This window comes from Ignavibacteria bacterium, from assembly GCA_016707005.1.
In the GTDB taxonomy this organism is placed as follows: Bacteria; Bacteroidota; Ignavibacteria; order Kapaibacteriales; family Kapaibacteriaceae; genus UBA10438.
The window spans coordinates 615277-630952 of the sequence record JADJIQ010000005.1 but is presented as its reverse complement, the minus strand read 5'-3'; the positions used below and the strand labels follow the sequence as shown (position 1 = coordinate 630952).

At 52.4% G+C, this 15676-nt stretch carries 14 protein-coding genes; 9 read left to right on the top strand and 5 right to left on the bottom strand.

Annotation, left to right across the window (positions count from 1 at the left end; translation table 11 throughout):
* Nucleotides 1-21 precede the first annotated feature (21 nt).
* The 4 genes from IPI29_11020 (at nt 22) to IPI29_11005 (ending at nt 3548) form a co-directional block, all read left to right on the top strand.
* Nucleotides 22-834, top strand: a complete 813-nt coding sequence (locus tag IPI29_11020) for a hypothetical protein (protein ID MBK7413074.1) — start codon at nt 22-24, stop codon at nt 832-834.
* A 6-nt stretch (nt 835-840) separates the two neighbouring features.
* Entirely contained in the window at nt 841-1497 is a 657-nt protein-coding gene (locus IPI29_11015; protein MBK7413073.1) for a DUF523 domain-containing protein, read from the top strand.
* Nucleotides 1494-2009, top strand: a complete 516-nt coding sequence (locus IPI29_11010) for a GNAT family N-acetyltransferase (protein ID MBK7413072.1) — start codon at nt 1494-1496, stop codon at nt 2007-2009. Before IPI29_11015 ends, IPI29_11010 begins: the two co-directional genes overlap by 4 nt.
* A gap of 204 nt (nt 2010-2213) precedes the next feature.
* On the top strand, nt 2214-3548 hold the full coding sequence (locus IPI29_11005; protein ID MBK7413071.1) for a VCBS repeat-containing protein: 1335 nt from the start codon (nt 2214-2216) through the stop codon (nt 3546-3548).
* A gap of 15 nt (nt 3549-3563) precedes the next feature.
* Here IPI29_11005 and IPI29_11000 read toward each other — a convergent pair whose 3' ends face one another.
* On the bottom strand, nt 3564-3914 hold the full coding sequence (locus IPI29_11000; protein MBK7413070.1) for a DUF971 domain-containing protein: 351 nt from the start codon (nt 3912-3914) through the stop codon (nt 3564-3566).
* 44 nt (nt 3915-3958) lie between these two features.
* Here IPI29_11000 and IPI29_10995 point away from each other — a divergent pair, with 44 nt between their 5' ends.
* The 3 genes from IPI29_10995 (at nt 3959) to asnS (ending at nt 7024) form a co-directional block, all read left to right on the top strand.
* On the top strand, nt 3959-4867 hold the full coding sequence (locus IPI29_10995; GenBank protein ID MBK7413069.1) for a PCMD domain-containing protein: 909 nt from the start codon (nt 3959-3961) through the stop codon (nt 4865-4867).
* Nucleotides 4868-4899: 32 nt separating this feature from the next.
* Nucleotides 4900-5601 (top strand): PorT family protein, encoded by a 702-nt coding sequence (locus IPI29_10990; protein MBK7413068.1) that lies wholly within the window; start codon nt 4900-4902, stop codon nt 5599-5601.
* 70 nt (nt 5602-5671) lie between these two features.
* Complete coding sequence (asnS, locus tag IPI29_10985) at nt 5672-7024, top strand: asparagine--tRNA ligase (protein MBK7413067.1); 1353 nt, start codon at nt 5672-5674, stop codon at nt 7022-7024.
* Between the two features lie 10 nt (nt 7025-7034).
* Here the strand turns inward: asnS and IPI29_10980 are convergent, their stop codons facing one another.
* Nucleotides 7035-8321, bottom strand: coding sequence for a cyclic nucleotide-binding domain-containing protein (locus IPI29_10980; protein ID MBK7413066.1), 1287 nt, complete (start codon nt 8319-8321; stop codon nt 7035-7037).
* Between IPI29_10980 and IPI29_10975 the strand changes: the two genes are divergently transcribed.
* Entirely contained in the window at nt 8320-10188 is a 1869-nt protein-coding gene (locus tag IPI29_10975; protein MBK7413065.1) for a M3 family oligoendopeptidase, read from the top strand. The genes IPI29_10980 and IPI29_10975 overlap by 2 nt on opposite strands.
* Here IPI29_10975 and IPI29_10970 read toward each other — a convergent pair.
* Entirely contained in the window at nt 10139-11029 is an 891-nt protein-coding gene (locus IPI29_10970; GenBank protein ID MBK7413064.1) for a lytic murein transglycosylase, read from the bottom strand. The two genes, IPI29_10975 and IPI29_10970, sit on opposite strands and share 50 nt — an antisense overlap.
* Before the next feature lie 57 nt (nt 11030-11086).
* Here IPI29_10970 and IPI29_10965 point away from each other — a divergent pair, with 57 nt between their 5' ends.
* Nucleotides 11087-11791 (top strand): DUF1573 domain-containing protein, encoded by a 705-nt coding sequence (locus IPI29_10965; protein MBK7413063.1) that lies wholly within the window; start codon nt 11087-11089, stop codon nt 11789-11791.
* Here the strand turns inward: IPI29_10965 and IPI29_10960 are convergent.
* Nucleotides 11748-13436, bottom strand: coding sequence for a glycosyltransferase family 39 protein (locus tag IPI29_10960; protein MBK7413062.1), 1689 nt, complete (start codon nt 13434-13436; stop codon nt 11748-11750). The two genes, IPI29_10965 and IPI29_10960, sit on opposite strands and share 44 nt — an antisense overlap.
* Complete coding sequence (locus IPI29_10955; protein ID MBK7413061.1) at nt 13433-15631, bottom strand: HAD-IC family P-type ATPase; 2199 nt, start codon at nt 15629-15631, stop codon at nt 13433-13435. The genes IPI29_10960 and IPI29_10955 overlap by 4 nt, the downstream gene beginning before the upstream one ends.
* Between the last annotated feature and the right edge of the window lie 45 nt (nt 15632-15676).

Here is a 15676-nt window from a genome sequence, read left to right as displayed (position 1 = left end):
AAATCAACAACGGATGCCTTCATGATGATCAATAAAAAGACACTCAGACCTTATGAATACGCTGACCTTATTCGTCTAGGAAATCGTAATGGTGATGGAGGGTACGTTGTACCGGACAAACTCGTCGATACAGCCGATGTCCTCTTGTCCCTGGGACTGGCAGAAGAGTGGACGTTTGACATGGAAATGCAGGAACGTAATCCTGCTCTGCGGATCATCGGAGTGGACCATTCCATCCAACCGAGGACCTTCATGTTCGGACTCGTTCGGTGCACGATCAAGAACTGGATCTATACGATACTGCGTAACGACCAGAAGAGAAGAAAGTATACCCGTTTGCGTGAGCACTATGGCGACTACTTCCGACTCTTTACCCAGCCGAGCGTTCATGTTCGAAAAATGGTAGCATCTGATGACCGCGTTGGTTGCATTTCCTTCAATACGCTCATGCGTATGGCCACACCATCACGAGATCACTCGGTCTTCCTGAAGATGGATATCGAGAGTAGTGAGTATGAGGTCATCTCGCAGATCGTTGCACATGAGCGTTCGATCAGTGTGATCACTGCTGAGTTTCATGATTTGGTTTCCGATAGTGAGACGTTCAATAACGCTATCGAGGAACTGCAACAACGTTTTGATATCGTTCATATTCATTCAAACAACTATGGTGGCTACTGTCAGATCAATGACTTCCCAGACACCGTTGAGATCACGTTTGTGAACAAAGCGCTGATGGGCAGCGATCCTAAAAAAACAACGTGTGCATACCCGCGACCAGAACTGGACATCACGAACTGCAGTGAGAAGGTCGACTACGAACTTCATTTCTGAACCACCATGAGCAACTCCGACCAGTTCCATCAGATGCTTCTTGCGCATTCCCCTAGGCTTTGGAATACTCTACGAAAACCATCCATTGAAGATCCGCTTCGAGTACTAATCAGCGGTTGTATCCTTGGACTGAAGTGCGGTGTTGATGGAAGTGATTACGGAATGGGCGGTGCGCTCACGCCTCTCGTTTCACTTCCTACGGTTGAAGCTCTTGGATTCTGTCCGGAAGATGCGGGTATTGGTACGCCCCGTACCATGCCTGATATTCATGGCGGCGACGGGTTTGGTGTCCTAAGAGGCACGGCAAGGGTCCTCGACCAGTTCGGTGCAGATCTCACAGTAGGGATGATCCGCGGAGCCGAGAAGATGGTTGAGTATGCTGTGGATCGTAGAATAGAACTCGCAGTCCTAACCGATGCTAGCGCAGCATGTGGAAGTCAGGTGATCTCCGATGGCTGCAGGTTCACCGAACCACGCAAGTACACCGCAGGGGTTGGTGTTGCTGCAGCAATGCTGCTGGAAGCCGGGATCCCCGTATTGAGTCAGCGAGACTATGCCTCACTCGAGCGGCTGCTCATCCTATGCCAGGCTCCGGAGTTCGTTTCCATCGGAAAGCCCGATCATCATCTCACACCATGGTACACAGAGTACTTTGCAAAATGAGTATGCTCGTACGAGACGCAACGCCGGATGATGTTCACGCGATCGCAGAGATTCACGTGGCATCATGGCAGAGCACCTATAAAGGAATCGTTCCGCAAGAGTTTCTCGACACAATGAGTGTAGATGATAGCGCCGCGAGATGGATGCGGTCCTTTTCGAGAACCACATGCAAATTGATCGTTGCTGAGATTGATGATGTCATCGTCGGCTGGTGCTACAGTGGCTATTGCAGGGACGATGATGCACACCCAACCACGGCAGAACTCTGGGCCATCTATATTCATCCAAACGCAATACAAAGGGGTGTTGGTCAAGCACTATGGAAGAATGCTAAAGAGTCACTTGCTTCGATAGGATACACTCATGTTATCGTTTGGGTACTCAAAGAGAATTTGCAGGCAATAGGATTCTACTCGAGGATTGGCTTGCAACCGGACGGTGTAGAAAAGACGATTGTTATCCATGATGCAGAGCTCCAGGAGCTTCGTATGACCGCTGAGATAATAGGGTAACACCCACGTTAATCTATTAGTGTAGGTTGGGGTATGCTTATCGTCTTTTTCCTGCTTTTTTGCAGCGTTGAAGAAGCGTGGCCTCAGGAATCGTCGCGCGAATCAACGGCACAGTTATCGGCTCGTGTATGTGGCAGTTGTCATTCTGCCCCAACCCCAGAACTACTCGACAAGAGATCATGGCGGGACGTTGTATTACCCCGAATGGGAACGTTCCTTGGGATCTATCCCAAGGGTGTCTCGAGGGCTTCGTTAATCGAAAAGGGTGCTGCCGAAACGTATATCACCACGCATAACGTTTACCCGGAAGTTCCTACGATAGACGCACGTACCTGGAAGAAGGTCCGAGACTACTATGTCCGCAATGCCCCTTCTAAGCTGCCAAAACCTACAGTGACACGATTGACGGTTTCCCAAACGTTTAAGGCCGTGCGCCCTGCGTTCTCACTTCAACCGCCGTCAACAACCTTTGTGAACATCGACGACAAAACCGGATCTGTTACGATCGGTGATGCTGTGAGTGGGAATGTATTCTCACTCACGCCACAGCTTTCAGTGATACGCCGCGATAGCACGGGAGAGGCGCCGGCATGGATCACGTCGAATGATGAAGCACGTATCGCCACCATCATGGGATCGTTCTCTCCTACCGATGCACCTACTGGGAAGGTGGTTTGGATACCCTCCGATCCTCAACGTTCCATTTCCGAGGTCATCACCGGACTGCAACGCCCCGTCCACCATGCTGTTGCAGACCTCGATGCGAATGGCGAAGATGATATCGTTGTCTGTGAGTTCGGAAAGTGGACGGGTGGACTTTCTTGGTGGAAATGCAAGAAGAAGGGCGAATATGAACGGATCTCGTTGCGTGAAGGTCCTGGAGCTACTCGTGTAGAGATCCGAGATTGGAATCGTGATGGCCTACTAGATGTAGTTGCTTTGTTTGCTCAAGGCAATGAAAACATCACCGCCTTCATTAACAATGGTGATGGTTCCTTTGAAGCCGAAACTGTACTGCAGTTTCCTCCGTCATGGGGCTCCAGTTATTTTGCTATTCAAGACATCGATACTGATGGCGACAACGACATAATCCACTGTGCTGGCGACAATGCAGACTTCGGTCCGCTGCTTCGTCCGTATCACGGTGTGAGGGTCTTCTTCAACGACGGTAAGAACAGGTTTACAGACACCTTGTTCCTTCCTCTCCACGGCGCTTACAGTGCGATAGCCGCAGACTTCGATTTGGATGGCGATACCGATATCTCTGCGATCTCGTTCTTCCCGGACCACAATGAAAAGCCTATTCGTGGGTTTGTCTACTACGAGAACGAGGGACGGGGAACATATACTACTTCAACCTTTCCCGAGGTTGGCGCTGGACGTTGGATCGTAATGGACTCTGGGGACATCGACCACGATGGGGATCTCGATCTGATCCTCGGATCCCTTGTTATGGAAGTGAAGGGTCGCAAAGACCTCGTAGACTACTGGGTGAAGAATGCCATCCCGTTTGTGATCCTCGAGAATCTCACGCGATGATCAGCCCCCTACCACCTACCCTACTTGCTTATCGATCTCTGCAAGGGTCTCGGCTCGGAGCTTCTTGAGCTCGAATAGCTGTCGTAGCATCTCCCATGTGTAGATGCCGGTGTCATGTCCGTCCTTCCACGATGCCTGCACGCCATAGTTGCCAACCGGCGTGAGAGCCTCCAGTTCATTCATTCCGGGCTGAAACGTTTTCATCCCGATGAACACGGTTTGACCCATGATCTCCTCCCCGGAACAATGCGCGCAGGGGCATGCCTCTCGTAGGTCCGATAGGAGGATGCTGGAAGAAAATCCATCACTCCACGTAGAGCTTAGGACAACGGCGTTTGTTCGCTTAAGGGTCAGGGGGCTATGCATGTCGCAAAATTCGCCATTTTTCGCTCCGAACAATCGGAGGAACTATGAGGTTTGTGATCGCTGTCGTTGTGAGCATCGTGATGTTCGGCATGGTCAGTGCCCAACAACAGGTACCAAACGGGGGACTAGAGACGTGGACGCTTGTTCCCGGTTCCGGCACCTTCAAGGACTATGAAGAACCCAATGATGGTTGGACGTCGGGCAATGGTGTTATCCATGTTGCTCCTGGCACCGACCCGGTTTGTGAAAAAACAACCGAAGCTCATAGCGGACAATTCGCAGCAAAACTCACAACACGTTCCATCTTTGGACAGATAGCATCCGGCTCAATGTTCCTCGGTGTGTTCAAGTTGAATCTGGCTAACCCAGTTTCGAGCGCCAGGCGGGGTATTCCGTTTGCGGGCTCTGTCCCGTCGCATTTCCGCGGCTTCTATCGTTATCAACCTGTTGGCACGGACTCCGGCGCTGTCTATGCAATGTTCACACGTTGGAATGGCAATGCCAGGGTTGTGATCCACGAGGCGCGTATCTCGATCAAATCAGCAACGACAAACTGGACGGAGTTTGACGTCATCATTCCGTTGTTTGATGAAGCGCCGGATTCGATGTCGGTCGTAGCAGCATCCAGCGCTGATGGAGAGAATTTCAAAGGGAGCGTTGGTTCCACGTTATGGGTAGATGACCTTTCCTTCTCGTGGTCAACCTCAGATGTTCATGAATCAGCAACACCAGTAGCGATCATCGTGTCCGGCACCACGGCCACTATCCCAAATGCTGAGCGTGTACGGTCCGTTCAAGCAGTGGATCTCACTGGTCGGTCGCTCAACCTTGGTCAAGTAAGCTCCGACGGCAAGGTGGATCTCTCTCAATGCAGAGGCGGAATGTGGTTCCTCGCAGCACGAGATCTCAACGGCGCTCTTGTGGCACGCTCACTTGGATTTTATATCCATTGAAATGGCCTGCGACGATCTGTGTCGCTTTGTTGATGACATGCCACGTCATCGCACAGGATGTTGCGCCGATCAACACCCTTGCTCTCCATATCCGCATCGGCGCCTGTGTTGGTGCTCCCATTCCTGTGGGTAATGTTCCTGAAGGTTCCTCCGGGTCTCCGGTGCCAGGCTTCATTGGCGGACTGACATTAGACGTGCCTGTGTCTGCCACCTGGTCCGTAAGCATGGAACCGCAATTCGTTCGCTATGAAGCAACGTTCGATACGCCCCTTGAAGACCAGCCCTACATCGACAAGGTGGCGATCACAACACCGGACGGTTCCACAACGGTTCTGGAAGTGAATACAACGTTCACCGGTGAGGCAACCGGTGCATTCATCACAGACTACCTTCAGTTGCCCGTGCTGGCTCGCTTCCAACCATCGTCTCAATGGGGACTATTGGCAGGGGGCTATGTGGGATGGATGATCCAAACGCAGAGCAACGCTACCGGAGTAGGGACTGTTGGGATCCGACCCGAGGTTGTCACGAAAAATCTGGAATTCGGTGAGCGGATGCAGGGCTTTGATATGGGGCTGCAGGTGGGTGGACAATACCAGATCTTTGAGGACCTACGGGTTGATCTGAGGGGGATATATGGGCTTACGAGCATCTTCAGTCAGGACTTTGCAACGGTTGATCGGACGGTTCAGAACATCTTTGTGCATCTCTCGGTCGGCTTCCGTTTGATGTAAGTCTTCGGCTGTGGTGTCGGCTCGTCGTAGATTTGTGGTTCGTTTTGAACCAAGACCCCGCAGGTACCACATGTCATCGCGCTACAAGAGCTACATTTCCGTTGAACATCTCGATTCGCACATCGGAGAAGAGATCACCCTGAACGGGTGGGTGTACGACAAAACGGAAAAAGGCAAACTCATCTTTCTCAAGCTTCGTGATGGCAGCGGAATAGTTCAGTGCGTCCTCTTCAAACCGAATGTATCGGAAGAGATCGCCGCAGCGGCACAATCCCTCACACAAGAATCGAGTGTTTCGATCACTGGAACCGTGAGAAAAGAAGAGCGTTCTCCAACGGGTGTTGAACTCGATGTGACGAATGTAAAAGTTTGGCAGATCTCGCGCGACTATCCGATCACGCCCAAGGAGCATGGCGTGGAGTTCCTGATGGAGCACCGTCACCTCTGGCTTCGCTCTGCTCGTCAGCATGCGATCATGCGTGTACGGTCTATCGTCGTAAAGGCCATTCGCGATTTCTTCGACGGAAACGGTTTCCGTTTGATGGACTCTCCGATCTTCACACCAAATGCGTGCGAGGGCACATCAACGTTGTTTGAGACGCAGTACTTCGATCTCGGTAAGGCTTATCTCACTCAGTCGGGCCAGCTCTACGCCGAGGCCAGTGCAATGGCTCTTGGTAAGGTCTATACCTTCGGACCAACGTTCCGCGCTGAGAAGTCCAAGACCAGACGTCACCTCACGGAATTCTGGATGGTGGAACCGGAGATGGCATACTTTGATCTGAACGACGATATGGATCTGGCAGAAGACCTTGTTGAGTATATCGTGCAGAGTGTGCTCAAGGCATGTCCGCGTGAACTTGCAACACTTGGCCGTGATGTGTCAAAGCTTGAAGCTGTGCGTCGCCCCTTCTACCGCATGTCCTACACAGAGGCAGTGGAGTGGCTCAACAAAAACAACGTGAAGCTCAACCGTAAACAGGCAGACGGTACAGAGATCCAGGTTGACTTCCCATGGGGCGAAGACTTTGGGGCACCACAGGAAGAAGCGATCATGCAGCAGTTCGATAAGCCGTGTATCATTCACCGCTATCCAACTGAGGTGAAGGCGTTCTACATGAAGCGCGACCCCGCAGATCAGAAGGTAGCTCTGGCAATGGACATGCTTGCTCCGGAGGGGGCTGGCGAGATCATCGGTGGCTCACAACGTGAGGACGATCACGATCTGCTTCTGCAACGGATCTTACACGAGGAACTGCCACAGGAAGAATTCCAGTGGTATCTGGATCTGCGCAAGTTTGGCTCCGTGCCACACTCCGGCTTTGGCTTAGGAGTAGAACGTACGGTGAAATGGATCACCGGTGCCGATCATATTCGAGAAGTGATCCCGTTCCCACGCATGATCTACAGGATCGTACCGTAAGCGGGTACGGTCACTGAACCATTCGGCGAAGCTCAGACACCATCGTAGACCGGTCACTGGATACCTGTTCCATCACATCTCTAAACTCGGGGAAACTCGTGAGGATGTGATCGAATGCCGTTGCATCAAGAACGTAGAGGTCTGTGTATTCAATGGCGCGGATACTGGCACCCCTGCGACGCTTCTCCAGTAATGCCATCTCGCCAAAAAAGTCGCCTGTCTGAAGGGTTCCTATCAGCTTGTCTTCGGCACTCAGCACCTCAACACTGCCGTGACTGATGAAGTACATGTAACGGGCTCTGTCTCCATAGCGAAACACGAATTCTCCCGGTGTGACCACGATAGGGCGAAGTGAATCGGCAACCTCGCGGATGAAACTTTCACTCGCCTCACGGAAGAAAGGAACACGCTCGATCACTTCGCGGCGCAAGTACATGGACACTTCAGACCGCAAGCCCCATGGCAGCATGTCCAGCATAAAGGTTTCGTCGTACGTTACCTTACGTTCCCACATATAGCCGAGATAGTCAACGATCCGGTGCTGCAAGTGCGACGGCACGTTGTGATACTGCATGAACGAGGATGCCTGGTCCATCGTTCGCACGTGCTCCTGTCGGAGCGGATCTACAGTGTTGAAGAGTGAGGCGATGTTTCCAACGAGATATGCGAAGAGAACATATCCAACGAGCATCACCACAGTGGCGTAGATCATCTGAATGTTGTTATTCGGGATGATGTCTCCGTAGCCAACGGTACACATAGTGGTCACAGTCCAATAGACCGACTCCAGATAGCGATCCTCTGTAACCTCTCCACCTTGTGAACGGAGTACTAGCCATCCGCAGGCTACAAGGTGAATGACGATGGCAAGGATATAGGCGAACTGGACAAAGCGCACTATGTTACTCCCACGTCGGAGCTGCAATCTCCAATGAGAGAGAGAGCCAAACACAGGAATGATCTTCAACAGCATCAACAACGATGCAGGAGAGCTGCCAATGAAAAGTACAATTGGCAGTGCCGAGATCACATCGAATGGAAGCCAGGTTCGGACATACCGTCGGACGAACTCAGGACCACGTTGGCGAGCTGAAGCGAACTTGACGAATGGGTCAACAATGAACACTGCCGTGATCAGGATCTCAATGATGAACCATGGAACATCAAAGATCTTGTGATACGCCAGTACTGTTGGAACGCGGTAGGCGATGAGAAGGGCGCTCGAAGCAACAAGGAGAAGCCATGCAACTTCTCTCTGATGATAGACGTTCCTTCTGTACATTCGTGGTTCGGCCATGGCCGAAAAGTACCACAAGCAGCTGTATTCCCATCATGGTTACTCTACGACAATGACGACAGATCCAACAAAGGCCTCCCAAACCGGAGCCGAAAACATCGAATGGGACCTCACAGATCTCTACACAGGCATTGATGAGGCCGGCCTTGGCGGCGATCTTGCCTCGATCGAAAAGAGAGCTCAGTCATTCCGCGGAAAATGGAATGGAAGACTTGACGAGATCAGTATTCCCGAATTCGTGACAATGGTCGAAGAATATGAGAACCTCGTCGAAACCTTTGATCGAATGGGTTCCTATACGAATCTTCTTTGGTCTACGGATTCTGAGAATACGGAGTTCGGACGCCTCTTGCAGACAGTGCGCGAGACACTTTCAAGAGCCTCGAGTCAACTGATCTTTGTGTCTACGCAACTTTCTCATCTCCCGGAAAAACGTTTCAGTGAGCTTCTCTCAGCACCTGAGTTGTTGAGCAGGCGACATTGGCTTGAGCGTGTCCTCGAATTCAAACCATTCACACTTTCAGAAGATGTGGAACGCGCACTTTCGGCAAAGTCCATCACGGCGCGTTCATCCTGGGTTCGCTTGCATGACGAAGTGGCCAATAGCCAGGTTTTCAGATTCAATGGTCAAGAGCTCACGTTGGCGGCGATCTCAAAGTTGAGCTATGAGAAGGACCGAGAGACCCGCAAGGCGGCAACAGAAGCGCTTTCAGCCGGACTTGCTGAGGAAGCAAAGACACACGCCTTTGTATTCAATACCGTCATTGCTGACTGCGAGACCAATCAACGCCTTCGAGGATTTCCATCGTGGATATCATCTCGGAACCTCGAGAATGAAGTTTCCGACGAGTCAGTGCAGACACTCATCAATGCCGTTGTTGATCGTTACGATCTCGTTCGTCGATACTACAGTGTGAAGCAACGACTTCTTGGGCTGGATGAATTTCATGACTACGACCGCAATGCTGTAGTGGGATCCGAGACAACAACGTGGACGTGGGAAGCAGCGAGAGATCTTGTGATCGATGCTTATTCAAGCTTTGATCCACGGGCCGGCGAGATCGCTACGATGTTCTTTGAAAAGAACTGGATCCATGCTCCTGTTCGTAAGGGAAAGCGCTCTGGCGCTTACAGCGCAGGCACGATAGCATCGGTCCATCCGTACGTCTTCGTCAACTTCACAGGCACCGCCCGCGATGTGCAGACGTTGGCTCATGAACTTGGTCACGGCATCCACCAGTATCTGTCTCGTCAACAGGGGCCGTTGCTCATGGATACTCCGTTGACGATCGCAGAAACGGCTAGTGTATTCGGCGAGATGATCACCTTCAAGAAGCTCTACGAAGGTGCGACTACAGACACCGAACGACTCTCTCTTGTGATGTCGAAGCTCGATGGAATGATCGCAACGGTGTTCCGCCAGATCGCCCTCAATCGATTCGAAGAAGCAATGCACACAACACGTCACGAACAAGGTGAGCTGAGCCTGGCGCAGATCAACGAGATCTGGGTGCGTACTCAGCGTGACCAGTTCGGCGATAGCATCATTCTGTCTCCCGGATACGAAATGTGGTGGTCCTACATCTCACACTTCATCCATACGCCGGGCTATGTCTATGCTTATGCGTTCGGCGAGCTACTTGTGCTGGCACTCTATGAGATCTTCAAGAAGGACCCGGAAGACTTCACTCCGAAGTACATGCGGTTGTTGGCAAATGGCGGCTCGAAGTGTCCGAAGGATCTCCTTACGCCGTTTGGGATCGATATCAACGACCCAACGTTCTGGAGTACAGGCTTGAACTTCATCGAACGATTCATCAGCGAGGCGGAGCGTCTGGCCGAGGCCTCGATCGCTGAGCAAGCGTAAGCACGGCATCAACGTAGGCCTGACTGTTGTTGTAGTGAAAGACTGCCGCCCGTTGTTGAGCGGTGCTCCTACCCCAACCATTCGTCTTGAGATAATTCGCTACACTGAAGATGGCGTCATCCAGATCGTTGAGATCGATGGCGCCATTCTTGTCTCCGTCAACGGCCCACGAGAGATAGGACGATGGCAAGAATTGCGTCATGCCGAATGCTCCGGCCCAAGACCCTTGAAGTGTGTAAGGATTCAACGTGCCCCGCTTGTCGATCTCAGCGAGAGCTTTCAGTTGATCGGCAGCCCATGCTACCTTCTTGACCGCCTTGCGTTCAACAACCTTTTGCACGCTGTCGAGTTTGGTTGAGTCAAGCCCCATACTCGACATCACAGACGCTGTGTTTTGCTCCAAGAACTCGGGTTCACATGAGAGCAAGACGCTGAGATAGACGCTTGCTACGTGATACTTCCCGAGAACAGTGCCGTGTTTGGATTCAACCCAAAGAAGGGATGCGATCACTTCCGGCGGAACGCTGTACACGGAATCAACGAGGGTTAGGATGGAATCGTGCTTGTCTACAAACTCTCGGACCTTCCGTACGCCTAGGTCGTTGTAGTTATGTGAGTAATCCGTTTTCTGCGCGTAGTTTGTGACGTTGATACGCACAAATCGGTCGTTGAATGCTGTCTGTGGTGTTCGCAGCAAGGATGCAACGAAGGTAGAATCAACGCCGTGTTGTCGAGCGATCCGAGCCGCACGCGAAAGATGGGTCACACCGATCTCTTGAGAAGGGGCTCTGTCATCGCCTTGATAGACATGCGGCGGTTCGTTCACCGTTAGAACGGACATGCAAAAGGTTGTACACGCCGTTATCACGGCCATTATTGGTGAGATCGAGGTCATAACATGAGTAAACTACGTCACGTTCTGGTAATGCTTGTCCTTGTAAGCGGGATGGGGTATGCACAGCCGAAGCTAGGGATGCAGAACGAGGTTGACTGGGGAACCGTTACGCCATACGGACCCCTCACAGAAACACAAAGCGTAAAGTATCGTGTACCGGTGAAGAACGTTGGAGACAGCACGCTGATCATTTCCAATGTGCGAGTACAGTGTGGTTGTACCACGGCACCCATTGAAGACGATACCCTCTTACCCGGCGAAGAAACGTCAATCAATATCACACTGAATCTTCCTACCGGAAGCGGTGAGCTATCGAAGTACGTCACGGTCTTCAGCAACGACCCATCGGGAGCGCATGTCCTGCGTCTTAAGGTCCTCGTGCAACGTCCGATCCAACTGGCTACGAGTTTCTTGGCATTTGACAGAGTAGATGTAGGCGCTTCTTCAAGGGCGCTGGTTGGACTCACTGTCTATGCTGATACCACGGTGACGATCATAGCATCGTCCCCATCAGAAGGTGTACGGATCGTCACACCTATGCCGCTGACGCTAACCAAGGGTCAGACCGCAGAGATCGAGTTTCGCTATACACCGCAGAAAGCCGGCATGTTCAACGTGCAGGCAGTCCTGAACACAACGTTACCTGGTTACGAGAAGATCGAACTCAGTGGCTATGGCTCTGCGTTCCCGGCACCTGAGAAGCCTTGATCCGTTCGAATACTACAAAGCCCCCTTCCTCCTTGATCACTCGGAGAACGGGGAGCGACCGCCATTTCTCGGCGTCATTCACCTTGGCTACGAAATAGGTTGGCTTGTCCACTGGACCGTTGAGCAGCCATGGCTCCCAATCATCAGCTCCAATACCCTTGGCTGCGCCGCTGAGATATAGCGGCTTGGCAGTGTAGAAGAGATGGGCATAGCTCTTCATTGTAAGGGGCTTTACATACACGTCTCTTCCGCGAATAGACTCGTAGAAGTCCAGAGCTGCCCCTTGGGTATAGGGCTCAATGCGCGGTGCAACGAGTGGCAGGAACAGGGAAATGAAGAGCATCACACTTCCGAATAACACTCCGATCGATATCAAGGGTTGGTTTGTACGTTTTGCGAGCAATGCACCGATAAGTCCTGCAACGAGCACGATCGACACGTAGGGTTCATAGCCGATCCATCCACCGTCTCTTTGAATGGCAGCTCGAAGAAACTGGTCGCGAAAGGTTGGCAGAGCGAGAAGCCAGTCGCGGTTCATAAAGGCCAACGGCACGAGAAAACACAGGATCGATACGGGAACGGCGATCACTACAAGCGCGGCGGTTCTGCGCCAGGTCCAACGTGATGCACCCGAGATCCAACGTTCAATGGCAAGCGCTGCTAAATAGGTCAGCGGAAGGTAGGTCATTGAACTGTAGTGAATGATCTTCGTCTTCACCACAGAGAACACCACCAGGACCACAAAGAACAGCACCGTCATCCAGATCCGCATCACGCGCTGTTGAGCCCCTTCCGATCCATGTGCACGTATGCCGCCAAAGAAGAAGATCGATGCAGGATAACAACCGATGAGGAGCACGATGCTGTGGTAGTACCAAGGCTGTTCATGGCCGGCATCCCCCGTGGTAAGGAGTCGAACCTGATACGAAAGGTTCTCCATGATGAACGTTGGACCGTTCTGGAGATAGTCAACACCGAACCAGACGGATGTAACAAGCACGGTTGAGATGGTCGCTCCCAAGACCTGTTTCCAGGGAAGGGGCATCTGCTTGCGGAGGACGATCCATGCAACGGCAGTGGTGAGCATCACGAGGCCAAAGCCTACCGGACCCTTTGTCATCACGGCAAGGCCTGCCCACATGCCTGCATAGAGACCCGTACCCCAGTCACCGAATCTGGCTGGTCTGCCCCCTATCATCGACCAAACACTCAAAAAGATGAAGAGGTTGAAGAGTGGGTCGATAATGCCGGATCGGAAATAGAAGTGCGGGAGCAAGGATCCTGCGTATACAACACACCATAGGATGCCGAAACGCGTACCGTTCACTCGGGATCCAATGCTGAACAGAACGAGCATGGACACTACACCGATGAGGGCATTGGGAAGTCGTGCAGCGAATTCATTGATCCCAAAGACCTTCATCGACGCTACTTGAAGCCAGATGAAGATAGGGGGCTTCTCATAGAACGGACGGTAGTCTATCTGCATATGGAGATAGTCGCCCGATACGATCATCTCGCGTGCACATTCAGCGAAGTTCACCTCATCCCAATCGAAGAGCCGAACGCTTCCAAGGAACGGCACGAACAGAAGAAGCGAGACAAGTACGATGATGATGCGAATGCGAAGGGGGCTCACGATCATGCTTTGTGTTGGTGGGTTCGCGAAGATACCCAACGCATGAGACCATGACCAGCGATGGAAAACGTTATGCCGATGGCGGCGCAGCCGATGATGCCAACGCCGGTCATGCTTCCCGGACCACCGATCTCATAGAAGCTCTGAATGACCGATAGCGGGAATACAGAAACATCCGTCAGGGCAAGCGCAATGGACAACGCGAGGCTGGAGAATCCAACCACTCCTGCCCACATACGCGTTGATCGCGGAAGGTCATCCACCACAATGAATGACCAACAAAGGCTGCCAAGGAATGCAAACAACATACGATCATGAAGATCGACTGACGTTGAAAACATGCTGGCAACCAACAGCGATGAAACAACGGCGCTGCATCCGGCTACGGCAACGAACGTGAACAATTCTCGAATGAAATGATGGGTTGTTCTGCGTACGCGTGCCGTTGCCGCGAGGAACATCGATGGTATGCCAACAGAGATGATGCTGAGAAGTGCTCCGCGGCGAGGCGTAAGCGGATACGGTGCAATGTTGATCGCGGCAAAGGCATTCATCGCAACAAGGATCACGTTCTTTGCAAGAAAGAGCTTCGCAACACTGAGGACGGTGCGAATGGCTGCTCTTCCTTCGGCGATCATCTCCGGGAACTCAGCGAACGTGGCATGCTCAAGAACAACGTCGGCCACAAGCTTTGTGACAGGAGCACTGTCCGACATAGCGATCCCAACCGATGCCTCCTTAATGGCCGGCAGATCATTCACACCATCACCGATCATCACAACATGCTCCGTGGTGCGCAGCGTCCGTACGATCTCCTGTTTGTCCTCTGGAGAGAGTCGGGACCTCACGTCAATGTCCGAATGTTCCAGGCCTAGCCTTCGCAGCAACGATCGAACCGGACCCGGTGCGTCGCCGGTGAGGATCATCGTGCGAATCCCCATCTCATCAAAGAGCTGAAGGGTAGCAGCGCTTTCCGGTCTGATCTCATCATCCAGCGAGATCAAACAAAGGGGCTCCATGGTTGCGCCCACTACATCGTGACCGTTTTCACCAGACCGAGCGAAGACCAAGGTTCGCATCTCATCGATTCCGTTCGCCTTTACCAATCTGTCGATCGTCTCCCATTCAGCATGCGCTATTGTGAGTACACGTTCGGCAGCACCAAGAGTGTACCACGGTCCGGATTCCCATCGAAGCGCGCTGTACTTACGCGACGAAGAGAACGGGATGCGTTGTACTGGATCAAGCGGTTCCGACTGTGTGTCAGCGCGTTGCAGTGCTTCGATGACCTGTCCTTCATCACCAATGGAACGGGCAAAGGAGCCAAGGAGCCCCCTACATTCTGACTCGGAAACGGCACCGATGGGGACTATGCGCTCCACCTGTAGCCGGTTCATTGTCAGCGTGCCAGTCTTATCCAAACAGACCACGCTTGCACGAGAGAACGATTCCAATGCTGCCAGCTTCTGCACCACCACGCCTCGTTGTGCGATGCGAATGAGACCCAATGTGAGGGTAATGGTCGAGAAGAATACGAGACCTTCCGGGATGAGACCCAGCAGAAGAGTTGCAACACGACGAACACGGTCCACATCATGGAGGATGGTTGTTGCGCCTACGGATACATCGATGAGGGCGAGAACCAGAGCCATGACGAAGGACCATTCAAAGATCTTGTTGACCGTTCTTTGAAGGGGCGAAGCAGTGAGATCGACACGTTTTGCGGTTGCTTCAATTCGCTGTGCCATTGTGTCATGTCCAACGGCCGTCACGCGTATCGTAGCGGCACCGGCAACACAGAACGTGCCTGCATGAACAACGTCCGCGATATGCAGTGTTAGGGGATGTGTCTCACCGGTAAGAAGCGATGTGTCTAGCTCGCACTCTTCAGAGGTGACCACGATGCCGTCTGCAGGTATTACGTCCCCGCGTTTGATGACGAGGACATCGTCTACATGGACATCAGCCGTCTTCACCGATAACACGGCCTTTTCGAGCGTCCGGTGTGCCCGCCATTCCTGAACGATGGCGATGGCCGTGTTGGCAACGATCACCGTAATGATCCCTACGGAGTCCAGAGCAAGGCGCTGATCATCATTGAGGAGATAGACGGAATACAGTCCCGCAACGAGAACCACATTCACCACATTGAACGGTGTAAGTGTATTCTCCAGTGCGATCGTGCCAAGGGACTTTGCCATTGCACAAAACTAGCTCATGGTGATGTTGCGCAGAGGTTACTGTTG